20 protein-coding genes and 1 tRNA gene are annotated in these 24,183 nt (G+C 37.9%); 11 read left to right on the top strand and 10 right to left on the bottom strand.

Annotated elements, in window-relative coordinates; translation table 11 throughout:
• Positions 1-25: 25 nt before the first annotated feature.
• The 4 genes from GM418_RS17600 (at position 26) to GM418_RS17615 (ending at position 8,528) form a co-directional block, all read left to right on the top strand.
• Entirely contained in the window at positions 26-3,442 is a 3,417-nt protein-coding gene (locus GM418_RS17600; RefSeq protein WP_217447509.1) for a SusC/RagA family TonB-linked outer membrane protein, read from the top strand.
• A gap of 30 nt (positions 3,443-3,472) precedes the next feature.
• Positions 3,473-5,338 (top strand): RagB/SusD family nutrient uptake outer membrane protein, encoded by a 1,866-nt coding sequence (locus GM418_RS17605; RefSeq protein ID WP_158868563.1) that lies wholly within the window; start codon positions 3,473-3,475, stop codon positions 5,336-5,338.
• Positions 5,339-5,421: 83 nt separating this feature from the next.
• Positions 5,422-6,816: a sulfatase family protein gene (locus GM418_RS17610; protein ID WP_158868564.1), complete on the top strand. Its 1,395-nt coding sequence runs from the start codon at positions 5,422-5,424 to the stop codon at positions 6,814-6,816.
• An 89-nt stretch (positions 6,817-6,905) separates the two neighbouring features.
• Complete coding sequence (locus GM418_RS17615) at positions 6,906-8,528, top strand: sulfatase family protein (protein WP_158868565.1); 1,623 nt, start codon at positions 6,906-6,908, stop codon at positions 8,526-8,528.
• A 216-nt stretch (positions 8,529-8,744) separates the two neighbouring features.
• On the opposite strand, the gene GM418_RS17620 is transcribed toward GM418_RS17615, so the two are convergent.
• Positions 8,745-8,818, bottom strand: a tRNA-Met gene (locus GM418_RS17620).
• A 147-nt stretch (positions 8,819-8,965) separates the two neighbouring features.
• Here GM418_RS17620 and GM418_RS17625 point away from each other — a divergent pair.
• The 7 genes from GM418_RS17625 (at position 8,966) to GM418_RS17655 (ending at position 16,650) form a co-directional block, all read left to right on the top strand.
• A complete protein-coding gene (locus GM418_RS17625; RefSeq protein ID WP_158868566.1) occupies positions 8,966-9,343 on the top strand; it encodes an START-like domain-containing protein in 378 nt (125 codons plus the stop codon).
• Between the two features lie 124 nt (positions 9,344-9,467).
• Positions 9,468-10,949, top strand: a complete 1,482-nt coding sequence (locus tag GM418_RS17630) for an LptF/LptG family permease (RefSeq protein ID WP_158868567.1) — start codon at positions 9,468-9,470, stop codon at positions 10,947-10,949.
• Positions 10,946-12,148, top strand: a complete 1,203-nt coding sequence (locus tag GM418_RS17635) for a glycosyltransferase family 4 protein (RefSeq protein WP_158868568.1) — start codon at positions 10,946-10,948, stop codon at positions 12,146-12,148. Before GM418_RS17630 ends, GM418_RS17635 begins: the two co-directional genes overlap by 4 nt.
• The gene (locus tag GM418_RS17640) at positions 12,145-13,332 is read left to right on the top strand and encodes a glycosyltransferase family 2 protein (protein ID WP_158868569.1); all 1,188 of its coding nucleotides are present in this window, start codon (positions 12,145-12,147) and stop codon (positions 13,330-13,332) included. Before GM418_RS17635 ends, GM418_RS17640 begins: the two co-directional genes overlap by 4 nt.
• Positions 13,333-13,398: 66 nt before the next feature.
• Complete coding sequence (locus GM418_RS17645) at positions 13,399-14,625, top strand: bifunctional 3,4-dihydroxy-2-butanone-4-phosphate synthase/GTP cyclohydrolase II (protein ID WP_158868570.1); 1,227 nt, start codon at positions 13,399-13,401, stop codon at positions 14,623-14,625.
• A gap of 108 nt (positions 14,626-14,733) precedes the next feature.
• Positions 14,734-16,287, top strand: coding sequence for an arylsulfatase (locus GM418_RS17650; protein ID WP_158868571.1), 1,554 nt, complete (start codon positions 14,734-14,736; stop codon positions 16,285-16,287).
• 75 nt (positions 16,288-16,362) lie between these two features.
• Positions 16,363-16,650 (top strand): hypothetical protein, encoded by a 288-nt coding sequence (locus GM418_RS17655; protein ID WP_158868572.1) that lies wholly within the window; start codon positions 16,363-16,365, stop codon positions 16,648-16,650.
• Between the two features lie 277 nt (positions 16,651-16,927).
• Here the strand turns inward: GM418_RS17655 and GM418_RS17660 are convergent, their stop codons facing one another.
• The 9 genes from GM418_RS17660 to GM418_RS17700 form a co-directional block, all read right to left on the bottom strand.
• A complete protein-coding gene (locus tag GM418_RS17660) occupies positions 16,928-17,491 on the bottom strand; it encodes a hypothetical protein (RefSeq protein WP_158868573.1) in 564 nt (187 codons plus the stop codon).
• An 11-nt stretch (positions 17,492-17,502) separates the two neighbouring features.
• Positions 17,503-18,249, bottom strand: a complete 747-nt coding sequence (locus GM418_RS17665) for a hypothetical protein (RefSeq protein WP_158868574.1) — start codon at positions 18,247-18,249, stop codon at positions 17,503-17,505.
• 30 nt (positions 18,250-18,279) lie between these two features.
• The gene (locus tag GM418_RS17670) at positions 18,280-18,630 is read right to left on the bottom strand and encodes a hypothetical protein (RefSeq protein ID WP_158868575.1); all 351 of its coding nucleotides are present in this window, start codon (positions 18,628-18,630) and stop codon (positions 18,280-18,282) included.
• 47 nt (positions 18,631-18,677) lie between these two features.
• Positions 18,678-19,268: an outer membrane beta-barrel protein gene (locus GM418_RS17675; protein WP_158868576.1), complete on the bottom strand. Its 591-nt coding sequence runs from the start codon at positions 19,266-19,268 to the stop codon at positions 18,678-18,680.
• A 177-nt stretch (positions 19,269-19,445) separates the two neighbouring features.
• Positions 19,446-21,572 carry a tetratricopeptide repeat protein gene (locus GM418_RS17680; protein ID WP_158868577.1) on the bottom strand — a complete coding sequence of 709 codons (2,127 nt, stop codon included), beginning with the start codon at positions 21,570-21,572 and terminating at the stop codon, positions 19,446-19,448.
• A gap of 141 nt (positions 21,573-21,713) precedes the next feature.
• Positions 21,714-22,184, bottom strand: a complete 471-nt coding sequence (locus GM418_RS17685) for a sensor of ECF-type sigma factor (RefSeq protein WP_158868578.1) — start codon at positions 22,182-22,184, stop codon at positions 21,714-21,716.
• A 6-nt stretch (positions 22,185-22,190) separates the two neighbouring features.
• Positions 22,191-22,646, bottom strand: coding sequence for a hypothetical protein (locus tag GM418_RS17690; protein WP_158868579.1), 456 nt, complete (start codon positions 22,644-22,646; stop codon positions 22,191-22,193).
• A 56-nt stretch (positions 22,647-22,702) separates the two neighbouring features.
• On the bottom strand, positions 22,703-23,251 hold the full coding sequence (locus GM418_RS17695) for an RNA polymerase sigma factor (protein WP_158868580.1): 549 nt from the start codon (positions 23,249-23,251) through the stop codon (positions 22,703-22,705).
• Between the two features lie 53 nt (positions 23,252-23,304).
• Entirely contained in the window at positions 23,305-24,054 is a 750-nt protein-coding gene (locus tag GM418_RS17700) for an NUDIX hydrolase (protein ID WP_158868581.1), read from the bottom strand.
• Positions 24,055-24,183: the final 129 nt, after the last annotated feature.

Genomic DNA, 24,183 nt, shown 5'->3' on the forward strand with positions numbered 1-24,183 from the left:
TAACTAAAAAAAGCAATTCAAATTTATGAAATTAAAACGAAATGGCTTGTCCTTCTATAGGGATAAAAGGCTAAAAAAGTATTTAACCGTTATGAAAATAAACGTGTTTCTCGTATTGGTGCTGACCCTGCAAACAACTGCGTCGGTTTGGTCGCAAACAAATAATCTGTCTCTTGATCTCAAAAAAAACACTTTACTTGAACTTTTGAATACAATCGAAGATAACTCTGACTATCGTTTTTTTTACAATAACGATGAGGTTAATGTTTACGAAGAAGTAACTGTAAAAGTTGAAGACAAAAGTATTGGGGAGATTCTTAACATTGTTTTTAAAGGACTTCCTTATAAGTTTAATGAAATAAATGATAATGTTATTTTAATTGAACGGAGTGACGCGGAACAATCCCAGCAAAATGTTTTATCAGGGAAAGTTGTTGACGAACAGGGGCAGCCTCTTCCGGGAGTAACTGTGGTTATTAAAGGAACAACAGAGGGCACGGTTACAAATTCAGAAGGTACTTTTACAATTAGCAATGTTCCTGAGAATTCTACGCTTGTATTTTCATTTGTGGGTTTAAAAAGTCAGGAAGTTGAAGTTGGTGCTCAAACACAAATCAGCGTTACAATGCAGTCTGACGTTATTGGGCTTGAAGAAGTGGTTGCAATTGGTTACGGCATCTCAAAAAAATCGGATCTAACTGGCGCAATTACGCAGGTTAAAACCGATGAAATGAAAAAATTTACTCCCTCAAACGTAAGCGACTTATTAAGAACAACCGTGCCTGGACTAAATGTTGGCTATGCCACATCAGCAAAGGGAAACAGTTCTTTCGAAATTAGAGGTGAGACAACATTGACGGCAGGTGCCAGTCCGTTAATTGTTCTTGACGGTGTAATTTATAACGGTGATGTCTCCGATATTAACCCGGATGATATTGATCGAATGGATGTTTTGAAAGATGCCAGTTCGGCAGCTGTTTATGGCTCACGTGCTACAAATGGAGTCATAGTAATAACCACTAAACGCGGTTCGAGTGATAAACCTGCCATTACATTTAACAGTAGTATCGGTGTAGCTACTGCTGCAAACCGGGTGCGGCCATACGACGCTGAAGGATTTATACAGTGGCGATCTGATATGTTTAAATCAGTTTTTTCCGCGACTGTTCCTTCTGATTTGTGGAGTCCGTTTGACGATCCCAGAACCATCGATTCCCAGTATTTGGATGAGTGGCTGGCATACCACAGTACCGATGAAACGAATATGGTTGATGCATGGTTGGCAGGGCTTAGATTAACCGGGACTGAAATTGAAAACTATAAGGCAGGAATAACACGTGACTGGGAGAAAGATATTTTTCATAATGGTTTACGGCAGGATTATAACATAAGCTTGTCTGGTAAAAAACCATCTTTTACCTATTATTGGTCGCTTGGATATATGGATAACCAAGCGTTAACAATTGGAGATGAATTCTCAACCATAAGATCTCGTGTAAATCTGGAGGGGCAGGCTGCCAAATTTTTAAAGGTTGGTTTAAATGCACAATTTTCATACAGAGACGAAAGTTCAGTACCTGCCAACGCCGGACAATATCAGAATTTAACCCCATACAGTTTATATTATGCTGATAACAGCGAGCAACTCCGTCTGTATCCCAACGATGATATCCAGGCACAGCACCCTCTTTTAAACCGTAAATACAGAGAGCGGGAACAGGAATACTATACTTTTTTTCCAAAAATATATTCTATCCTTGAATTACCTTTTGGAATAACATATACGATGAATTTTACAACTCGTTTGGTGTTTTATCATAATTATGTGCATGACTCTTCAGAACATCCTTCTTGGGGGTTATTTGGAGGCTTGGCAACTCGTGAACACAGCCTTCGACGAGAATGGCAGATTGATAATATCATTAATTGGAACCGAACTTTTTTAAATGTACATAAGTTTGATATAACACTTCTTGCCAACGCTGAAAAAAACAGGTTTAATTCTGACGGAATGGAAAACCGTTATTTCTCTCCCAATGATGTATTGGGCTATCATGATATGACAACCGGAACACTCCCTGTTCTCTCTACAGACGATGATGTGGAAACAGCCGACGCATTAATGGGGCGAATAAATTATAGCTATAAAAATAAATATTTATTTACTTTCTCGGTCCGTCGTGATGGTTCCTCTTTGTTTGGTTATTCAAATCCACGAGCAACCTTTCCTGCAGCAGCTTTGGGCTGGGTAGTTACAGAGGAGGATTTTTTTAATTCCGATGCGATTAATTATTTGAAAGTGAGAGCCTCATGGGGAACAAATGGGAACAGAGATATTAACAATTATGCAGCTCTTTCAAGGATTCTTTCAGGGAAATATTTAAATGCTGATCAAAATGGTGTAGGATACACCATTCCTACCCTGGTAATAAATACCATGGAAAATAGAAATTTGAAATGGGAACAAACTCAGGCTTTCAACGTGGGTATTGATTTTAATTTATATAATGGTATTCTTTCAGGCTCGGTTGAAGCCTATGATATGTCTACGACCGATGTGTTGGTAAATCGGGAACTGCCAACCTTAACCGGATACGAACGAGTATATGCCAATCTGGGTGAGGTTGTAAATAAAGGTTTGGAAATTACACTGAATAGTGTAAATATAAAGCGACCTAATTTTGAATGGCATACAAACTTCATTTTTTCGCTGAACCGAAATAAAATTGTTTCAATAACAGGTGAAAAGTTTGATGTTTATGATGACAATGGAAATATTATCGGGCAGAAAGAGCCGGATGATATAACTAACAACTGGTTTATTGGCGAGTCGAAAGATGTTATTTGGGATTACAAGATCCTTGGAACATGGAAAATTGGTGAAGAGGAAGAAGCAGCCAAATGGAGTCAGGCACCCGGAGATTTCCATCTTGAAGATGTAAATAACGATGGTTTGCTTACGGATGAAGATAAACAGTATTTGGGCTACCGTTCACCGCGTTTTAGATGGACCATGACCAATAGCTTTAACATTTATAAAAATTTTGAAGCATCATTTATCATGTATTCGCTTTGGGGACAAATGTCATCATTTGATCAGGCAAAACACGATAATCATATTGAGGATCGTAGGAATACATGGCAAGTTCCCTATTGGACTCCTGAAAATCCACGTAACGATTATGCAAGGCTACGATCTGCTCCTGCCAACGGAGTTAGTTACAGTGCCTGGTTCGACAGATCATACATCCGGCTTGAAAATGTCGCCATCTCATACAGGTTGCCAAGTGCACTGTTGAACCGTACATTTATTGAAACCTGCCGGTTTTCTTTAAATGTAAGAAATGGGGGAGTATGGGCTCCAACATGGAAATTTGGAGACCCGGAAGACGGTACGAGATCACAACGAATATTCTCTCTGGGAGTGAACCTGACCATTTAATACTTAAAACACGATTTTAAATTTGACGATATGAAAAATGTAAAACAATATATTATCAGTTTGAGTGTGTTGATTATTTTAACAATGGCAAACTCATGCAAGGAAAGTTTTCTGGAACCTCAACCCTTATCATTTTATGCTCCGGAAAATGTTTTGATTGATGAAGAAGGACTTCAGGCTGTTTTGGATAAAGCTTTGTCAAATCTAAGGGATGAATTGTGTACAGACCAATCTCCCTTCCTGACCAATCTAAAATATTCTGACGTTGCTGTTGATGGTTCAACAGACAAAGCTACTCCCTGGCAGGATTTAAATAAACAAATGATGCCTGATGGTCAGAACTTTCATAATGCCTACACCAAAATTGGTTGGTACTGGGACGAATCGTACAAAATCATCAAAGATTGCAATACGGTTATAAACCGGATAGATGAAGCTGAGTTTACTTCAGAAGCTTCAAAAGGCGCTTTGCTTGGTGGAGCTTATTTCCTCAGAGCATATCATTATTACAAAAAAACTCTGCAATATGGAGATGTTCCTTTGATTCTGGAAGAATTAAAGGAGCCCAGAGTTGACTTTTATACAACGACAAAAGAATCCATTTGGGAAAAGATGATAAACGACCTTGAATATGCAGTTCAAAATGTTCCTGAAGCAGATCAAGTGGCTAAAGGGCAGGTAACAAAAGCAGCATGTAAACACTTGCTTGCAAAATATTATCTGCTTGCCGGAAGATTTGATGATGCTATAACACAAACATCAGATATTATCAATGGAGGAGTCCACCAGTTAGCAACACAGCGGTTTGGTGTAGATAGAGATAATTCTGAAAAAGATGTTGTCTGGGATTTGTTTAGGGCAGACAACAAGAGTACCTCCGAAAATACGGAAGGACTCTTTATGGCAATCGACCGCTATGGTATAGATGGAAATACTTCCGGTGTCAAATCGATGAGAAATGTAGTTCCCAATTACGGGCAAACAGGGATAATAAAGACACCCAATGGAGCAAATGGGATGACAGATAAGGCAGGTGTGGAAATCGGACTGGTTGAAACTTATGGCAGGGGCGTAGCGCGAATCCGTCCGTCAGGATATTCCATGTATGACATCTGGAATATTAACGGAACAACTGATTGGACCGATTATCGCCATCGCACCGATAATGGAAACTGGATAACCATGGAGATGCTCGTGTACAATAATCCGACTTTGAAAGGCCAGAATGATTGGTATGGAAAAAATCTCCAGCTGTACAGTGATAATGGCACTCTGTTGTGTCTCGATACAATTCGTTCGTGGTTTCAGTGGCCGCACTATAAAGTATGGATAGACGATCCTGATCAGGTACAGCCTCAGGGTGGCCCCGGAGACTGGTATGTTTACCGGCTGGCCGAAACCTATTTGTTAAGGGCTGAAGCCTATGTCTGGAAAGGTGAATGGCAGAAAGCCGCAGACGATATTAATGTTGTCAGACAAAGGGCAAATGCCCAGTATATGTATACTTCCGGAGATATTCAACAAGAGGGTATTGGTGCGGTACTGGATGAACGAAATCGCGAATTATACCTCGAGGAGCCACGTAAGGTTGAGTTAACCCGAATGGCCATAATTTATGCAACTACCGGAATTCAATGTTATAACGGAAAGAGTTATTCCATGGATAATATTTCTGAAGACAATTTCTGGTATGACAGAGTAAATGAAAAGAGTGACTTATACAATAAGAACGTTCCAACAAAATATGGTAACTATTTTACCTGTTCGGCATATCACATTTTTTGGCCGATACCATCATATGCAATTAATTCAAATACAGGTGGTGTAATCAATCAAAATCAAGGATATCCGGGAACAGAAAGAAACGTACCTCCATTGGTGTATAATGGAGAATAGTTTGGTTAAAAACAATACTGCATAGCTAAATTTAGCTATGCAGTTTGATTTTTATTATTTATTCTAACCATCAAATCTTCAAAATGAATCGTTTGTTATATGCAGGAATAATTACAGGTTTCATCTTTTTTGCATTTAATCATCAGGCAGGTGCTGAAAATTCCGGACAAAAAAGTAAACCCAATGTAATCATGATAACCTGTCATGATATTGGGCAGCATTTAGATTGTTATGGCGTTAATACGGTCAGAACACCATCTATTGATAAACTGGCCCGGCAAGGTTTGTTTTTTAGAAATGCATATTCTACTTCAGGAGTTTGTTCTCCTGGCAGAGGAAGTCTTCATACGGGCAGGTATCCGCAATCAAATGGATTAATGGGACTAACCCATGCGCCGTGGTGGTGGCATTTAAATGAAGGAGAAAAACATACAGCAAAAATATTGGGAGACCAGGGATATAAAACATTTCTGGTTGGATTTAATCATATCGATCCGGAAAATCCTCAACGGTTGGGATATCAATATGTCCCGGAAGCGGAACCCAAAGGCGAAGAGGGAATAGCTCAAACAGCTATCCAGATAATTAATAATTTTAATACGATATCGGAGCCTGTATTTCTTAAAATCGGATTTCATTTGGTGCATCGCCGTTTTACTCATGGTGCTGACTCAACAAAAGGAATTTTTGTTCCACCATATCTGGCTGATACAAAAAAAGTACGGGAAGATTTAGCTGAATTTCAGGCTCAGATTTATTATTTCGACGAATTGGTTGGAAAGATAACAGAGGTAATAAAAAATAGCGGGGAGGCAGATAATACTTTGCTGGTGTTTACATCCGACCATGGAATTCCTTATCCCGGGGCAAAATGGACGGCACGGCGAGCCGGTATTCAGATCCCTTTTATTTTTTATATGCCGGGAACTGTTTTTTCAGGGGGAAAACAAATAGATGATCTTTTCAGTAATGTTGACTTTTTACCAACATTATTGTCATTTTTGGGATATGAAATTCCAAATAATATTCAGGGAATGGATTTCATTCCTTATCTTTCAGGGAAGGCCAAAAAAGGACCACGGAATTATGTTTTTGCACAATATACAACCGATATGAAACGCGATAATGTTTCCAGAAGTGTGCTCACCGGTAAATATCAGTTAATCCGGTTTTTTGATCAGGGACGTTCAGTCAAATGGCCTGTAGATGTCAATCCGCAGGAATTTTCCAACCATGTGGAGCGGGCAGAATCTGTTGCTCCCCGCCCTTTTTCACAACTTTACGATATCGAAAACGATCCATTTGAATTGGTGGATTTAAGTGGAAAAGAAGAATTCCAAAATGTAAAAGCTGTGCTCTCTGAAAAATTGCTCGAATGGATGAAAAGAGTGGATGACCCACTGTTAAAAGGTCCTCAGCAAACGCCCTACTATGAGAAAGCAATGGAGAATTTTACCGGGGGAGCACCTCAAAAATAACTCTTCATAAAGAGCAATTTATGTTTGCTGCTTTTTATAATGAGCGGATTTTTTTTAGTTTATAAACAATTCAAAATATACCTAATACGATGAAATATTTAATTTTTGGACTGATCGCTTTGTCTTATTTCGGAATTACAAGTTGTTCTTCTAAAAAAAATGAACAACTTAAACGTCCTAATATCTTGTTTGCAATAGCCGACGATCAATCCTTTGCGCATACCAGCTTCGCAGGAGCTAAGTTTTTGCAAACACCGGCTTTCGATAGTATAGCAAAAAAGGGTGTATATTTTAGCAATTGTATTGCGGGATCGCCGGGATGTGCCCCTTCGAGAAGCACAATTGTAACGGGACGCTATCATTGGCAAAACGAACAGTCCGGACAGCACGCTTCGTCATGGATGAAAAAATACGTACCGTTTGTTGATTTGCTTGAAACCAATGGATATGCTACCGGACTTACCGGAAAAGGCGTGGCACCGTTCCAGTACGCCCGCAATGAAAACGATTCACTTTGGCGGGAAACCAATGCTGCAGGAATTGTACACAGTAATATCAGGTATGAAAACAAGACTCCTGAAGATGAGCGGACAGCCGGAGGAATCGGTCCGGTAAACTACTTCGAGAATTTTAAATATTTTATCGAGAATGTGCGTCAGAATAAGCCTTTTTTCTTTTGGTACGGGTCAAATGAACCGCACCGGTCGTATGAATTGGATTCGTGGAAGCGAAACAATAAAAATCGGGAGGAAATAGAAGAAGTTCCTGGTTTTTTCCCTGACAATGAAGTTATACGGGGAGATATGCTCGATTATGCGGTTGAAATTGAGTGGTTCGACCTGCATTTGCAACGTATGTTGAAATACCTTGAAGATATTGGAGAACTGGAAAACACAATTGTTATAGTTACTGCTGATAACGGAATGCCATTTCCGCGGGCTAAAGCAAACGGTTATGATTATGGTATTCATGTACCGATGGCCATTTGTTTTCCCGATGGTTTTCCGGGAGGTCGTATTGTTGATGACCCTGTAAGTTTTGCCGATTTGGCACCTACTATTCTCGAAGTCACAAAAACCAACTCAGAAGGTATGTTACCCATTTCCGGGAAAAGTATGCTGGATATTCTCCAATCGAATGAACAAGGAGTTGTAGATCCTTTAAAAAGATATGTATTTTCAGGACGCGAGCGGCACTCTTCTTCGCGTTATCTGAACTGGGGATACCCACAGCGGATGATTCGCAGTAAAGATTTCCTGTATATCTGGAATATCAAACCGGAACGATGGCCGGCGGGCGCACCTCAGCGAATAAAGCCCGACACAAAGGATGAGCTTTTGCCAATATTTGGTATTGACGAAAATGGTCTGCATCATTCCGATTGGGCGTATACAGATATTGATGCAGCTCCAACAAAATCATACATCGTAGAACATCACAAAGAGCCTGAGATAAAACCGTATTTTGACTGGGCAGTAGCTAAAAGGCCTGAAGTTGAATTCTTTGATGTTAAAAATGATCCGTACTGTTTGAATAATTTGGCAGGGGATCCGGATTATGCAGGCATTGAAAAAGAGATGAAAGATGCGTTAATGAATGAATTGAGAAAGTCAGAAGATCCTCGTGTGGTTGGTCCCGACAAGGAAGTTTTTGACTCCTACTTGCGTTACAGCCCGATGCGTGAATTTCCAAAACCGGAAGGAATGGAATAATAATTCGCGTATTTCCTAAAACCAAAATACGAACGAAAATTACCGATATTAACCGCGTACAATCTTGTACAAATATTTTGATTTTATTTAAAAACATATCGAAGTCATTATTATTTCAATATCGGGGATAACTATTCTGAAATATCCTGAAAGAAAATAAGATAGCAAGGATAGAAATAAAAAAGTCTAACATTACCGAATGTTAGACTTTGACAGTAGCGAGAGGCGGGCTTGAACCGCCGACCTCGTGATTATGAATCACGCGCTCTAACCAGCTGAGCTACCTCGCCATGACCTTAAATTTTCGAGGTGCAAATATAGTATTTATTTTTTTTTACGTTTATTTTTTTTGAGAAAATTGACGTAAAGTTGTTTTCGAAATGTTGATTGTATTGTTTCTTCCATTCAGAATAATTATATTGCCGAAAATCAGGAACATGACAGATAAAATCAAAATTCAACTTGAGTACGTAATTAATTGCTCGCCCAAGGTATTGTATAACAGGTTAAGCACAGCTTCCGGATTGTCGGAATGGTTTGCAGAAGACGTTCGGGTTAGAGGGAAAAAATTTACGTTTATCTGGGAAGGAGCTGAACAAACGGCTGAAATGACATTGCACAAAGAAAACCGTTTGGTGCGTTACGCCTGGGTTGACGAGGAAGATACTTATTTCGAATTTAGGATAACACAAGATGAACTGACAGGAGATGTATCGTTAATTGTTATTGATTTTACAGAGGAAGATGAGCAGGATGAAACCAGGGAATTATGGAATACGCAGGTTGCCGATTTGAAACACATTCTTGGTTCTTGAATAAACGATAAGGAAGGACAATAAATCAGGCTTTTTATAAAAATTCAGATCTTCTTAACTTATTTTTACTTTCCAAATTCTCAAAATAACTTAGTTTTGTACTCGTTTCCGTAAAAAATTTTAAATGAAACGGTTGCACTGGTATATTATCAAATCTTTTTTAGGGCCATTTTTTATGACCTTTTTTATCGTATTGTTTGTACTGTTGATGCAGTTCTTGTGGAAGTACGTAGACGATTTGGTTGGAAAAGGCCTTGAGTTTGATGTGTTGGGCGAAATGATGTTTTATGCGTCGTTTGCGCTTTTGCCCTATGCTTTTCCGCTGGCAATGCTGCTTGCGTCGATAATGACTTTGGGAGCACTGGGTGAAAACTATGAACTTGTAGCCATAAAATCGTCAGGAATCTCTTTGTTTCGGATAATGCGCCCACTGATTGTAATTGCAGTTTTTGTAACGTTTACGGCTTTTTACTTTTCAAATTATGTGTTACCTCATACAAATCTTCGGTTTACTACTTTACTGTACAGTGTAAAAGAACAAAGGCCGGAGTTGGTTTTACAAGAAGGGGTATTTACAAACGAAATGGATGGTTACAGTATAAAAGTGGGATCTAAAGATCGAAAAACAAACATGTTATACGATTTATTGATATACGACCATACTCAAAATAAACCAAACCAAAGTGTAACAGTAGCCGATTCAGGATATTTGAGAATTACCGAGGATAAAAAATATATGGTTCTGAATTTGTTCCATGGTGTTAATTATTCGGAGACTAAAGATAATGCAAGACGTGATGAGCGGACTTATCCTTTCAGAAGAGGCATATTTGAAGAGCAGACAATACGTGTGAAAGTAAGAAATTTTGATTTTAACCGACGTGACGAAAGTATTTTTAAAAATACTTACCGAATGTTAAACACCGAGCAGTTGGTTGTAATGGAAGACTCGCTGAACATTGAATATTACAACCGGTTGCGGAATTTTATGCTGCAGATTAATCTCAACTCTCCGATTACCAAAAGAATGTATAATTTAACAGCTAAGGATGATTCTCTAAAACGGGATGTGGAAATTGCCGGGCAGGATACGGTTATCCGTTTTGATGAATATTTTGGCGGGCTCGACAAATGGGTACAGGCTGAGATTGCCGGTTCTGCTCTTGGCAATACTCGTACCAACATGCAAAACATAAACCTGTTTCAGGACCAGTTGTATAACCGAAAGAAAATGATCAACAAGTATGAGATGGAGCGGCACCGGAAATTTACGCTGTCGGTGGCTGTACTTATTTTCTTTTTTATAGGTGCGCCATTGGGTGCAATTATTCGTAAGGGAGGCCTGGGAATGCCTGTTGTTGTTTCAATTTTACTTTTTATTGCTTATTATATTGTCTCTATGACGGGTGAAAAATCGGCCAGGGAAGACGTGTGGTCAATGTTTAACGGGATGTGGTTTTCATCCTTTATATTTCTACCGGTCGGAATCTGGCTGAGCTACAAAGCAGCAACCGATTCTGCAATTATGAGTTCCGAAACTTATATGAAGTTTTTTGATAAATTGGGGCTAAGTAAATTTTTCAGAAGAAGGAGTAAAAAGAAATGAATATTCTGCAGGTAGCAAATAAAGTACCTTACCCAACAATTGATGGAGGTGCAATTGCCTGCATGAACCTTACTCGTGGATTTTCTTTGCTGCGACACAATGTTACTGTTCTGGCAATGAACACGCTGAAACACAAAACATCTGTTGAAGAGATACCCGAATCAGTGCGCGACCTGGCAGATTTTAAGTTTGTAAAAGTTGACGCCCGGATTTCGAAACGGGAGGCAATACAAAACTTGCTGTTTTCCTCAGAACCCTACAATGCGGTTCGTTTTGTTGATAAATCGTTTGAAAACGAGCTGATCGAATTATTAAAGGAAAAGAAGTTTGATATTGTTCAGTTGGAAGGTTTGTATGTTTGTCCGTATATCCCTGTAATCCGCAAATATTCAAGTGCAAAAATTGTTTATCGCGCACATAATATTGAACACGAAATTTGGGAAAGGACATCAGAACTCGCAAAAGGATGGAAAAAATTGTATTTAAAAAATCTATCAAAAAGGATTAAAAGGTTTGAAAAAAATGTTCAGAATAAATATGATCTGCTTGTGCCGATTACTGAAAGAGATGGAATAATTTTAGATGAACTTGGTAACAAGAAACCCAAATATGTTTCTCAAACCGGGATTGACTCTTCTGTACTGCTTCCCAACGCGAAATCACTTGAATATCCTTCGTTGTTCCACATTGGCTCGCTAGAATGGGCGCCAAATCAGGAAGGAATAATCTGGTTTATCGACAACTGCTGGGAAGAAATTCACGACCGTTTCCCCGACCTGAAATTTTACGTTGCAGGAAGAAATGCACCACAATGGCTTGTCCAAAAAATAGTGGGGCCAAATATTGTTTTTCTGGGAGAAGTGGAAGATGCGTATGATTTTATGAATTCAAAAGCCATAATGATTGTTCCATTATTTTCGGGAAGTGGAATGCGTATTAAAATTATTGAAGGAATGGCTTTGGGGAAATCGATTATTACGACTCCCATTGGTACCGAGGGAATTTCAACAACCTCTGGAACGAATATATTAATTGCGGAAAAACGGGAAGAGTTTATCGAATCTGTTTCTAAATTGGTTGAGGACAGAGCATTTTTCCATATTGTTGGTAAAAATGCGATTGAGTATATTCATAAAAAATTTGATAATTTAGCTGCATCAGCCTCTTTGGTCGATTTTTATAAACAGCATATTCAATGATTTTAAAACTCTTTTTCTGGATATTTTTCTTTATCCTTTTTTACACCTACCTTGGGTATGCGGTTTTGCTATTCTTTCTGAATTTAATTAAAAAGTGGTTTTTTAAGTCGGAAAAAGTACCCGGACAAGGGAATTATGAGCCTGATGTTTGCCTTTTTGTTACTGCTTTTAATGAAAGGGATTTTGTAAAACAAAAGGTAGAAAATTCGTTTTCGCTTGACTATCCAAAGGAAAAAATTCAGTATTTGTGGATAACCGATGGTTCTGACGATGGTACTCCCGACATACTAAAAGCTTACGAAGGTTTGGAAATTCACCATTTGCCTGAAAGGCGTGGAAAAATGCATGCTATGAACCGGGGGATGCATTTTGTAAAAACACCGGTTGTAATTTTCTCCGATACAAATACACGGCTGGGAAAAAACTCAATACGTGAGATTGTAGCACATTTCAGCAATCCAAAGATCGGCTGTGTTGCCGGAGAGAAGCGAATAGTTGACAAAAAAGAAGACGGGGCTGCAGGTGCGGGTGAGGGCTTGTACTGGAGGTTTGAATCATGGATAAAAGAAATGGATTCCAATTTAAATTCAGCAGTTGGTGCAGTTGGCGAACTTTTTGCCATACGAACTGAGCTTTTTGAAGCAGTTGAAGAAGATACCATACTTGATGATTTTGTTATTTCGCTTCGAATAGCGCAAAAGAAATTCAGAATTGCATATTCACCGGGCGCTTATGCAGAGGAAACAGCATCAGTAAATGTTAATGAAGAATTAAAACGAAAAATTAGAATTGCTGCAGGAGGTATCCAAACTATCTTCAGGTTAAAATCTCTTTTAAATCCTTTTCGGTACGGAATACTTTCGTGGCAATATTTTTCACATAAAGTTTTGCGATGGACATTGGCCCCGGTTTCCTTGTTTTTACTCCTGCCTCTGAATATTCTGGTGGTTTTTGAAAACGGTAATTTTGATGTTTTCGGTTTTTATTTTCTTTTTCTGGCTTTACAGCTTGTTTTGTATCTGTTTGCTTTTATTGGCTGGTATTTTGAGAACCAGAAGTTGCGACTTAAGATCCTTTTTGTGCCCTACTATTTTGTTGCTATAAATTATGCTGAAATAAGAGGAATAATAAGGTTTTTGAAAGGAAAACAGGCGGTAACATGGGAAAAGTCGAAAAGGGCTTAGGTGTTCTAAAATCATATCTTTCTGGATAATTTATTGTAATTTTGCGGCTGATTCAAAAATCGAAGGATGAGTGAGATAAAATTAAATACAATCCCCGAAGCGATTACGGCAATTCGAAATGGCGAACTGGTGATTGTTGTAGATGATGAAGACCGAGAGAATGAAGGGGATTTTATAGTTGCATCAGAGTTGGTTAGCCCCGAGATTGTCAATTTTATGACCATTCATGGCCGCGGGCTGATTTGTATTGCTTTGACCGAACAGCGTTGTGATGAACTGGATTTGGATTTAATGGTGGGGAAAAACACTTCGTATCATGAAACTCAGTTTACGGTATCGGTTGATGCCATTCATCCTGATGTAACCACAGGAATATCTGCAAAAGACAGGGCTATCACTGTAAAAATGCTGGTAGACCAGAAAACAAAACCCGAAGACCTGGGGCGCCCGGGACATATTTTTCCATTAAAAGCAAAAGACAGGGGAGTACTCCGAAGAAGCGGGCATACAGAAGCTGCTGTAGATTTAGCACGGTTGGCAGGACTTTATCCTTCTGGTGTTTTGGTCGAAATAATGAACGAGGACGGAACAATGGCCCGCCTGCCACAACTGAATGAAATTGCTAAAAAGTTCGACCTCAAATTGATTTCTATTAAGGATTTGATTTCATTTTTATTTCAAAGTGAAAGCCTGATTGAAAGGGGAGAAGAAGTAATGTTGCCAACCAAGTTTGGCGACTTCAGGATTGTTCCTTTTCGTCAAAAATCAAATGGAGCAGAACATGTTGCTTTGATAAAAGGCCAATGGGAAGCGAATGAACCCATACTGGCCCGTGTGCACTCCTCATGTATGACTGGGGATATTTTTGGTTCACTGCGTTGCGAATGTGGAGATCAGTTGCAAAAAGCAATGGAGATGATTGACAAAGAAGGCAAAGGTGTAATTGTATACATGATGCAGGAAGGACGCGGAATTGGTTTACTAAATAAAATAGCTGCATACAAATTGCAGGATCAGGGATTGGATACCATTGATGCAAACATTCATTTGGGTTTTAAGGCCGATGAACGTGATTATGGTGTTGGAGCCCAGATTTTAAGAAATTTGGGAGTCACAAAAATGCGGCTACTCACAAATAATCCTGTTAAACGTGTAGGGCTGGAAGGTTTTGGCTTGGAAGTGGTAGAGATATTGCCGGTAGAAATTGAACCCAATGAGCACAACCAGAAATATCTGAAAACAAAACGGGACAGGATGGGACACCACCTCAGAAATTTTAATTACGACAGATAGTTTTTACTCTTTTTTTGATATTCATACAATCTGAATAGAAGTTTTGTATGTGTTTTTCGTCTATTTTTAGGTAACTTACATTTTTAAAAACTAGATTTTTCGAAAACCATGCAAAAAATCAACTCTTTTTTCTATTCAATCTTGTTAACCGCACTAGCTTTTTTTCTTTTCGGATGTGAACAAACCGATAATGTAGAAACATCAAAACCAAATATCATTTACATTCTTGCCGATGATTTGGGGTATGCTGAAGTTGGATGTTATGGGCAGGAAAAAATTGAAACTCCCAATATCGATGCGCTGGCAACACATGGGATGCGTTTTACGCAACATTATGCCGGAGCCCCGGTATGCGCTCCGTCACGTTGTGTTTTACTCACCGGGAAACATTTGGGACATGCCCAAATCAGGGGAAATGATGAGTGGGCAGCCCGTGGTGATGTCTGGAATTTTGAAGCCATGGCAAAAGATCCAAATCTTGAGGGACAACGTCCTTTAAAGCCAGGTACTAAAACCATTGGAAGGCTGTTGCAAAATGCAGGGTATAAAACCGGAGTTGTTGGAAAATGGGGACTTGGTGCTCCTTTAACAGAAGGCATTCCAAACAAACAGGGATTTGATTTCTTTTTTGGATACAACTGCCAGCGGCAGGCGCACACCTATTTTCCGGTTCATTTATGGAAAGACACGACAAAAGTATTGTTAAACAATAAAATGGTTCCTCCCCGGACCAAATTACCGGAAGGAGCGGATTTATATGACCCTGATTCCTACAAGGATTACTGGCTGTCTGAATATTCGCCTGAGCTAATGCAAAACGAGGTTCTGAACTTTATTGAAGAGAATAAAGATCAGCCGTTTTTTATGTATTATGCAACACCAATTCCGCACAATCCGTTACAGGCGCCCAAACGATGGGTTGATTATTATGTTGAAAAATTTGGAGATGAAGAACCCTATGACGGGAGCAAGGGATATTTTCCGCATCGTTATCCTCATGCCTGTTACGCCGCAATGGTTTCCTATTTTGATGAACAGGTTGGCGAGATTGTTGCCAAATTAAAAGAGCTGGGTTTGTATGAAAATACGATTATCATGTTCAGCAGCGACAACGGACCAACATATACCGGTGGAGCCGATTCTCCTTGGTTTGATAGCGCAAAACCGTTCAAAAGTGAAGGAGGATGGGGAAAAGGTAACGTAACAGAAGGAGGCATCCGCGTTCCGATGATTGTGCAGTGGCCGGGAAATATCGAAGCAGGCTCGGAAACCGATCTTATCTCTGCTTTTTACGATGTTTTACCAACCATTTGCGATGTGGTACAAATTGATACGCCGGACGAAGTTGACGGGGTTAGTTTTTTGCCCACGCTTTTGGGAAAGGGAGAACAGGAAAAACACCGGTTTTTGTACTGGGAATTCCCGGCTTCCGGAGGGCAACAAGCTATAAGAATGGGACAATGGAAAGGTATAAGGAAAAATATTTTTAAAGATAGCATGCAGGTTCAGCTTTATAATCTGGAAAGCGATATTCAGGAATTGAACGATGTGTCCGCCAAATACCCTGAAGTAGTGAAGGAAATTGAAGCAATTTTCAAACAGGAACATATACCTGCTGAAATTGAACGGTTCAAAATAAAACAATTGGGCGATTCGTTTTAATGACGTATTTTATTGTTTAATACAGGATTTATTCCGTAATTTTATTCAAAAAATAATTCACTAAATTCAGTAAAAATGGATGGAAAAACAAAGGCAATCATTGCACATATTACTATTATTGGTTGGATAATAGCACTGGTTTTAAACAGTACAGAAAAAGACGAATTTGCAAGCTATTATATCAGGCAGTTATTGGGAATTTATATTTTATTTTTCCTTGCAGTTATCCCTGTTATTGGTTGGATAATTTCAATTGCGGGTTTTGTATTCTGGATTTTAAGTTTAATTGGGGCAGCCCAGGGAGAATTAAAAGAAACACCGTTTGTTGGGCAGTATTTTCAGGATTGGTTTAAAAGTCTGTAAGAGAGATTAAGGTGTCGGTACACATATTTTAAGCAACCTGGGGCTAACAAAACGAAAATACCGGCCGATACTCCTGTTAAACCTGTTGGTTTTGATGGGATTCGGTTAAAAGTGGAAGAGATTGTTCCGGTTTAAATCGAAACCAATCAATACAATTAAAAATATTTACAGGCAAACCCGACCGGATGGTGTGTCTCCTTCGGAACTTTCAAGTCCGATAAACGGGAAGAAGAAGCCTGGGGGAATTGAATCAAATCTGAGTTTTTGATTACTAAGGTTAAAAGTTAAGCGTACAATTTATTCCGTAGTATTTTTTTTGTTCTATGTTATATCCAAAAGAAAGAGCATCGTTTTTTTGATTTATTAAAGTTGTGTGCCATTTAGGAATAACCCAACCTATGCTAAATCCAATAGCACTTCCAATCGCCAGTCCCGCAGAAGTAGCAATGATAACGTCTTTGGATGTGGCATTGTTTCCATAAATAAGATTGTCTCCTTCCATGTAGTAAGTTTTGTAACTTATTGAGCCAAGAAAACCACTTAATGAACCAGAAATAGCCCCAATCGCCATCCCGAAGAATTTTCTATTTCCTTTTGTGTATCTTATATAATTGATTTGGTCGTAGGGAATAGATTTTTCCTGCTTGTTACTATCCGTGTATAGAATAGCATTATTGTCGAAAAGGATTTTACTCGTTTCAATTTTTGTATAATCGTTCAATATTATCTTCCCTTTTTTTGAAAATTGTCCGATTAAATCAGGGGAAATATTTTGCCCCCAGACAGAGTGTTGGGAGAACATTGCCGGAAACAGAAGTATAACAATTACTATATATTTCATTTTATTGAAGATTATAATGATTTTACAAGTTGTAATGAAAGTTCATTAAATTCATCAAATGTTTCCATGTAGTCACCCATCTTCTTTCCGCCGGTATTTATCGGCTTTGAATTCCCATTGACATATGAAATAAGTTCTCCTTTTGCGTTGAAAACGAAGAGATGCATTTCAAGCTGCATTTTAGCAACAAAACCTCCTGCGCCAACTCCAAAAACCTTAGGTTCTGAAACAGCCAATACCAAAATATCAGCATTCGTGCTTTGGGAAATCGAGTGTAAATCATTTTTAATTGAGGGGAATTTTTCCGAAAGCTTTTTTATCTCTTTGGGAGAATAACGAAGAGGGTGAATTCCGGGGTTAGAGCAAAAAATGGTTGGAAAATGTTTATCCTCAGTAATAATGTCACGATTAAATTCCTGCCAACCTCCTTCTTTAATTATGTTTTTTAATTCATCATTACTCACAAGCTTTGCATTAAATATGTCTTTGAAATGCTGCCGTAATATTTCATTTTGTTCCGGCAGCCTCGATTTTGCTATTTTCTGAATTTCTTCTGCCCGTTTATTGGGCTTAATATCAAAATAAACTTCGGCCATTCCATGTCTTCTCGGCCTGCCATACGGATTGAGTTCGTTTCCTAAAATTAGTATTTGGGGGTTTTGAGGCATGTTTCCTTTGTTTACCACATTTATTTTTGCTGAAAAACAAGAGCTTAAAAGTATAGCAGCAAAAACCAGCGGGATTGTAATTTTTTTCATCTTTTGGATATAATTTGGTGAGAAATTTATTTATTCAACATCATACCAATCATCATAGGCGCTATCATGATAGGTGATACAACAAGATTCTTCTATGGGATCTGAAGTCCAAAGTATCGAGCTGTCGCGGTAGAGGGTAAGGGTTGAACCAGACTTTACTTTTTGAGACTGGAGCAGGTAATTATAATAATTGATATACTGTTCTGTTCCATCAAAAGCATTTCCACTTTCGTCTATTCCCGATACATAATAATCGTGGCCAATATTCCAGAGAAGACTATTTTTTAGAACAAAATCAACTTCAACAAAATCCATAGAGTCATCTTTGTCGCACGAAACAAATGTGAGACACGCCAGAAAAGCGAAAAGTAATTTTTTCATAATAAATTTTGGATTACAGGTTTAAAAGTTTGACGATAAATCAGGGATTAAAAGATGCGAAAAAGTACTCCCGCGGTTATGAGTACCTGGTCCCAGTCATCGGCGATATATGAATAGCCACCGTCGGCATAAATACTGATGCTTTCCGATAAGTTCAGGTTAAAACCAACCCCTGTAATTGCCCCCGTTTTAAATTGATTGTCTTCCCCTGAAACATCAGCATATGTATTGGAAGCGCTTACACTTTCTTTGTAAATCAGGAAGCTTGGCCCAATAAATAAATAACTTTCCGCTTTTGGCGATTTTACAAAAGAAAAACGGCCTTCCACATTGATATAGTGCATGGCAGGATCAACCTCAATGTCCGTTGAAGTAGAAGAATAACTGTATGTATAATTGAATTTCGAAACCGGGAAATAAATATAGGAAGGCGAAAGCGAAAATCTACTTTTATCGCTGTAAACCACTGCCCTGAAATTTGCGCCGGCTCCCCAATCTTCTTCCCAGCCGTCGTCGGTACTGGCCCAATCTCCTAAACTAAGGCCTGCCCCAATTTTTAAATGGGGGCTATTGTTTTGTGAGTACGTACAAAACGATATAAAGCTTACTGCAATAAATAAAAAGAACTGTTTTTTCATGATTTTGATTTTTAAAGGTGTTGCAATTGGTTTTTGAAGTAATTTGTGTTTTTACCCCAAAAATATCGCGGACATCTTTTATGGAGGGCGATTTTTGATTCCCGGTTGTCACGAATCAAGGATTTTTTACAAGCTTAATTCAAAAATAATAAAACGGAGTTCAAAGGATAGAAAGTGCTAATTGGCTGATAATGTATCGATGCGGGCTGTTTCCTGATTTTTTTCAAGTGATTTGATATAAAACGAAGGAGTAACGCCGGTATATTTTTTAAATGCACTAATAAAAGTTGCCCGGTTGTTAAAACCAACCATTTGAGCTATTCCTTCGATAGTGTTTTTCCTGTACTTGCCTTTATGAAATAATTTGCATGCTTCCTGAATGCGGAGATCATTGACAAAATGATTAAAGTTTTTGCCGTATTCGTTATTTATGATTTGTGAAATGTAGCTGCTGTTGGTTTCAAGGTCTTTGGATACATCGCTTACTTTTAAGTTCGGTGACAGGTATTTTTTTTCTTCTTCTAAATAACACTTAATTTTAAGAAGCAGTTTCTCTTTATCATCATTCAGTTTTATTTTTTGCTGCTTACGGCCTTTTTTATCTTTTTGGGTCAACTTGCTGTAGGCTTGAGTCAACTCGTCATTTTTTTGAACCAACATTTTGTATGCCAGATGCCGTTTTCGGTAAAGTGTTAATATGATAAGGGCCGCTGTTAACAGCAAAAATGAAGATAAAAACAGAATGTTGCGTATTCGTTTTTGAAATTTTATCTCACTGCTTAATTTAATTTGTTTTTTTTCAGCCAATAGTTTTTGTTCCGACAGTCTTTTTTTATGGTCTGTTTCAAGTTGGAAAGCAGTAATCTGTCGTACATTTTCAATATTGACCAAACTGTCTTTTAGTGTGTGATATTTCCCTAAATAAAATGCGTACCGTTTATAATCAAACAACTCTTTATACCTGTGGGAAAGAAATTCTGCACATTCCTTTTGTAAAAATACATCTCCGGAATCAGTTCCTTTTTGCTGCGCTTCTTTGGTCCGTTTAACGGCTTCTGAATTTTTATTTTGTTTATGCAGGCATTTTGCAAGCATTAGCAGTGCTTTTCCTTCATTACTTTGTAAGCCGGTTTGCGAATATAAATGGAGCGCTTTTGTATAGTATTGATAAGCTTTTTCATATTGTTCTTGTTGAAAAGCAAGTTGCCCCGTATAAAAATTAGATGTCGCTATATTTTCCGGCACATTCATTTGCAATGCAAGTTCTACGGCTGTATTTAATAATGAATCGGCCAGGTTATAGTTCCTGCTGGAGATCTCCAGACTCGCCAGGTTGATGGTCGCATCAAAATATTTTTCTTTATAGCCAATTTGTTTGAATAATTTTATTGACTCTGTTAAATTTTTGCGGGCGTTTTGGTCTTCCTTATTTTGATGTTGGAGTTTCGCAATATTAATGAGACAAATACCCACTCCGCTTGGCTGTTTTTTGTCTTTATAAATGTCAATGGCTTGCTGGTAATAATCAATCGCTATATCATATAAGCCCTGACTGTGGTATACATTTGCCAGGTTTAAAAGAACGTGGGCTTGTTCAATTGGAATATCCAACTGCTGGTGATACGACAATGCTGTATTGTAATAACTGATTGCCCCTTTGTATTCGCCCATACTTTCTTTTATCAACCCCATATTATTGTAGTTAAATGTCAGTCCTTCGGTGTCGCCAATGGAGTCAAGAATCGCAGTTGACCGGAGGTGGAACCGGAGTGCTTTTTCAAGTTCTCCTTTTTCTTTGTAAACCACAGCAATATTATTCAGGCATTCTGCCACCTGCTGTGTGTTATTCATATTTTTATGTAATGCCAACGCATTTTTATAATGGCTAATGGCCTCATTATAGTTCCCTTGTATATCGTCGATAATGCCCAGGTTATTTTCAATTTTTGCACACTGGGTGGAGTCACTGCTTGACTTTGCAAAATATAATGCCCTGTTGTAATACACTTTTGACGAATCAAAGCGGTCGGTAAAATAGTAGTAAATTCCTATATTGTTAAGAAACATGGACTGGTATACATTATCATCATTTGATGTATCTGTTAATCCTTTCCGGGCGTAAAAAAAGGCAGAATCCGGAGATTCATAAATGTATTTCCAGAAAAGCTGGTTGTAATTATCCAGTTTATTGCTTTGAATTTTGTTTTTTGGTGCTGCTAACCCTGTATCATTCGAGGCAATTATGCAAATAGCATGTGCAATAAGAAAGCAGGTTGTTATAAAAATGAAAAAACGCCGGGACATTTCAATAAAAAAATGGTTCGGAGCTAAAGATAAACTTTTATGAACATAAAAATATAAAATTGAATAATAAACAAATGTTACATTTATTGGCGGCTTTTTTGGGACTTAACAGAATAAAAAAACAGGCTTTTGCCTGTTTTTTTATTTATCATCTTTTTTATCTCTGTCTCTGTACTTTCGAATCATATGCATTCTGAATTCATTTTCAGAACGGTATAATATTAAAACTTTTTCGGGAGGTAGTATTTTAAGAAATTCTTCATTATATTTTACATACAGCAGGCCTTCTTTTTCCATGCTGCTGGAGAAGTCTCGTGTTAATTGAATGATTTCCTTTTTCGAAAGATTTTTATCCTCAACATCATGAACTTTAGCTTCCAGTTCTCGTCTTGCTTTTTGGGCTTCCCATCTACTTTTTTCCAGTTCGTTGTAAACAGGCCAAAATTTTTGGGCTTCCGTTGGGGTCAATTCAAGTTTTTCAGTCAAAAAAGAAACCTTTTCAGCTCTGAATTTTTCCCACCGACTCTCACCATCCTTTTTATCTTGGGCATGTGATAAAAAAGAACCAAAAATGAAAATAAACAGGACAACTAATAAAAATTTATTCTTCATGTTGTTTTAATTATCAGTTCCTAAATAAATATCGTATTCCGATATATTTGTGTTAATATAATTAATCAGTTCGTCGTCGCTGAACTCGACTTTTGCAGTAGGTTCATCGAGCAGGGCATAAAATGAATTTTCATCTATGCCTTCAAGTAAGGTCAGATATTGGTTTTCGTTATCGTATGATTCAATTTCTATCGTATTGCTTTCCGCAAGCTTATTGGGTAAAAAGCTTTTTAGCGGCCAGTAAACCAGAAGAAAGATTAATGCAAAGCTTGCTGCCAGACTAATCGCTGGTTTTAATAATTGAATTATACTTTTCTTTGGCGCAGGAACAACCTTTTTCTCTGCTTCGATTTTCATTTGTAATCTTGCAGAGAAATCATCAAAATAATTTTCAGGAACCCGGAAGGGATTCTCTTTTTTTATTTTTGATAACTCGGGTGTATTTTCTTTTAAATTATCCATTTAACCATGTTTTGTTGTTTGACTGAATCCTTTTAAGAAGGTTTAATTTCAACCATTTAATCTGTGTTTTTTAAAAAGTCTTCTATCTTTTTTGCCGCGTGGAAATAAGAGGCTTTTAAAGCTCCAACTGACGTGTCAAGTATTTTCGACATGTCTTCATATTTCATCTCGTCAAAATATTTCATGTTAAAAACTATTCGTTGTTTTTCGGGTAAGCGAACAATTGCTTCCTGTAATTTTAGTTGAATTTCATCTCCTTCAAAATAAGGATCCGATTCCAGGTTTTTTACCAAATATTCACTTACATCATTCAATGGCATAAAGCTTCGCTTTTTATTTGCATTTAAAAACGATATCGATTCATTGGTTGCAATTCTGTACAACCAGGTGTATAGGCTCGATTCTTCCCTGAATTTATCAATACTTTTCCAAACCTTAACAAATGTATTTTGAAGAACATCATCAGCATCGTCATGGTTCATAACAATTTTACGGATGTGCCAATACAAACGTTCCTGGTATTTATTAACCAACATATGAAAAGCAAGATCCTTTTTATTATCCTGCTTTAGGTCGGCAATAATCCCACTGTCGTCATAATCCATAAAAAAGTATTTTTAGTAATGACACTGAATGGCGTTGAAGGTTTAAATATAAATTAAATCCTGAAATTTAATCCCTCTTCTTTGAGTTTGTTATATATTTCAACATCGAAAGAATAAAGCTTTGCTGCACGATGAGCTACATTTTTTTGTTTTTCGTTTGTATCAACCAGCAGGCCCATGTTTAATATTTTTTTTCTAAAGTTCCGGGTATCTAATTTTTCATCCAGTATAACCTCGTAAAGTGTTTGCAGTTGAGTAAGCGTAAATTTTTTCGGTAAAAGGTGAAATCCAACCGGATGATACTTTACTTCATCCCGTAACTTTTTTAAGGAATGTTCTATTACTTCCTTTGCGTCGAATATAACTTCCGGCAGATTATCTATTTCAAACCACTTGACAGCTTTTGCCAGCGGCGAAAGTTTTAAATCGTGATAGTTGGGGTTAATAAGCGCATAGTAAGCTACCGTCAAAACCCGGTAGTGAGGAACCCGATCCAACGCACCAAAAGTGCGTACCTGTTTTAGGTAAATGTCTTCTATTCCTGTTGTTATCTGAAGTATTTTTTTTGCGTATCCGTCTAAATCTTCTTCAGTGGGAAGGTGTGTGCCAATTAGCCCCCAGAATTCTTGCGAGTTTCCCAGTGCGGGATTCTTTTCAAAAAGAATTTTAATTTCTTCCAGTTCCTTTTTTGTCGTCAGAAAATTTTCAAGTAACTCCGGCTCGGCCTGCCACAAAAGAACATGTAGCTTTTCATTATGAAATCCGAAAATCACACAATCAACAGAAATGTTTCGTAGTATCATAAAGACGAATTTTAGCAAATGTACAAAATGAAATGGTTTTTTTGATTTATTCTAAAAATTAGTTCCTGAATGTAAATGTTTTGGTAAAATCACGCAGCAGCAATTAAGTTCAAAAAAAAAGATTCAAAA

This window comes from Maribellus comscasis (genome assembly GCF_009762775.1).
Lineage (GTDB): Bacteria > Bacteroidota > Bacteroidia > Bacteroidales > Prolixibacteraceae > Draconibacterium > Draconibacterium comscasis.

What these genes read in the sequence shown, in the direction of transcription:
- GM418_RS17645 (WP_158868570.1), top strand. Translation starts at nt 13,399, where the DNA reads ATGAGTGAGATAAAATTAAATACAATCCCCGAAGCGATTACGGCAATT.
- GM418_RS17650 (WP_158868571.1), top strand. Translation starts at nt 14,734, where the DNA reads ATGCAAAAAATCAACTCTTTTTTCTATTCAATCTTGTTAACCGCACTA.
- GM418_RS17605 (WP_158868563.1), top strand. Translation starts at nt 3,473, where the DNA reads ATGAAAAATGTAAAACAATATATTATCAGTTTGAGTGTGTTGATTATT.
- GM418_RS17630 (WP_158868567.1), top strand. Translation starts at nt 9,468, where the DNA reads ATGAAACGGTTGCACTGGTATATTATCAAATCTTTTTTAGGGCCATTT.
- GM418_RS17685 (WP_158868578.1), bottom strand. Translation starts at nt 22,184, where the DNA reads ATGAAGAATAAATTTTTATTAGTTGTCCTGTTTATTTTCATTTTTGGT.
- GM418_RS17690 (WP_158868579.1), bottom strand. Translation starts at nt 22,646, where the DNA reads ATGGATAATTTAAAAGAAAATACACCCGAGTTATCAAAAATAAAAAAA.
- GM418_RS17640 (WP_158868569.1), top strand. Translation starts at nt 12,145, where the DNA reads ATGATTTTAAAACTCTTTTTCTGGATATTTTTCTTTATCCTTTTTTAC.
- GM418_RS17600 (WP_217447509.1), top strand. Translation starts at nt 26, where the DNA reads ATGAAATTAAAACGAAATGGCTTGTCCTTCTATAGGGATAAAAGGCTA.
- GM418_RS17680 (WP_158868577.1), bottom strand. Translation starts at nt 21,572, where the DNA reads ATGTCCCGGCGTTTTTTCATTTTTATAACAACCTGCTTTCTTATTGCA.
- GM418_RS17670 (WP_158868575.1), bottom strand. Translation starts at nt 18,630, where the DNA reads ATGAAAAAATTACTTTTCGCTTTTCTGGCGTGTCTCACATTTGTTTCG.
- GM418_RS17615 (WP_158868565.1), top strand. Translation starts at nt 6,906, where the DNA reads ATGAAATATTTAATTTTTGGACTGATCGCTTTGTCTTATTTCGGAATT.
- GM418_RS17660 (WP_158868573.1), bottom strand. Translation starts at nt 17,491, where the DNA reads ATGAAATATATAGTAATTGTTATACTTCTGTTTCCGGCAATGTTCTCC.
- GM418_RS17695 (WP_158868580.1), bottom strand. Translation starts at nt 23,251, where the DNA reads ATGGATTATGACGACAGTGGGATTATTGCCGACCTAAAGCAGGATAAT.
- GM418_RS17665 (WP_158868574.1), bottom strand. Translation starts at nt 18,249, where the DNA reads ATGAAAAAAATTACAATCCCGCTGGTTTTTGCTGCTATACTTTTAAGC.
- GM418_RS17675 (WP_158868576.1), bottom strand. Translation starts at nt 19,268, where the DNA reads ATGAAAAAACAGTTCTTTTTATTTATTGCAGTAAGCTTTATATCGTTT.
- GM418_RS17700 (WP_158868581.1), bottom strand. Translation starts at nt 24,054, where the DNA reads ATGATACTACGAAACATTTCTGTTGATTGTGTGATTTTCGGATTTCAT.
- GM418_RS17655 (WP_158868572.1), top strand. Translation starts at nt 16,363, where the DNA reads ATGGATGGAAAAACAAAGGCAATCATTGCACATATTACTATTATTGGT.
- GM418_RS17625 (WP_158868566.1), top strand. Translation starts at nt 8,966, where the DNA reads ATGACAGATAAAATCAAAATTCAACTTGAGTACGTAATTAATTGCTCG.
- GM418_RS17610 (WP_158868564.1), top strand. Translation starts at nt 5,422, where the DNA reads ATGAATCGTTTGTTATATGCAGGAATAATTACAGGTTTCATCTTTTTT.
- GM418_RS17635 (WP_158868568.1), top strand. Translation starts at nt 10,946, where the DNA reads ATGAATATTCTGCAGGTAGCAAATAAAGTACCTTACCCAACAATTGAT.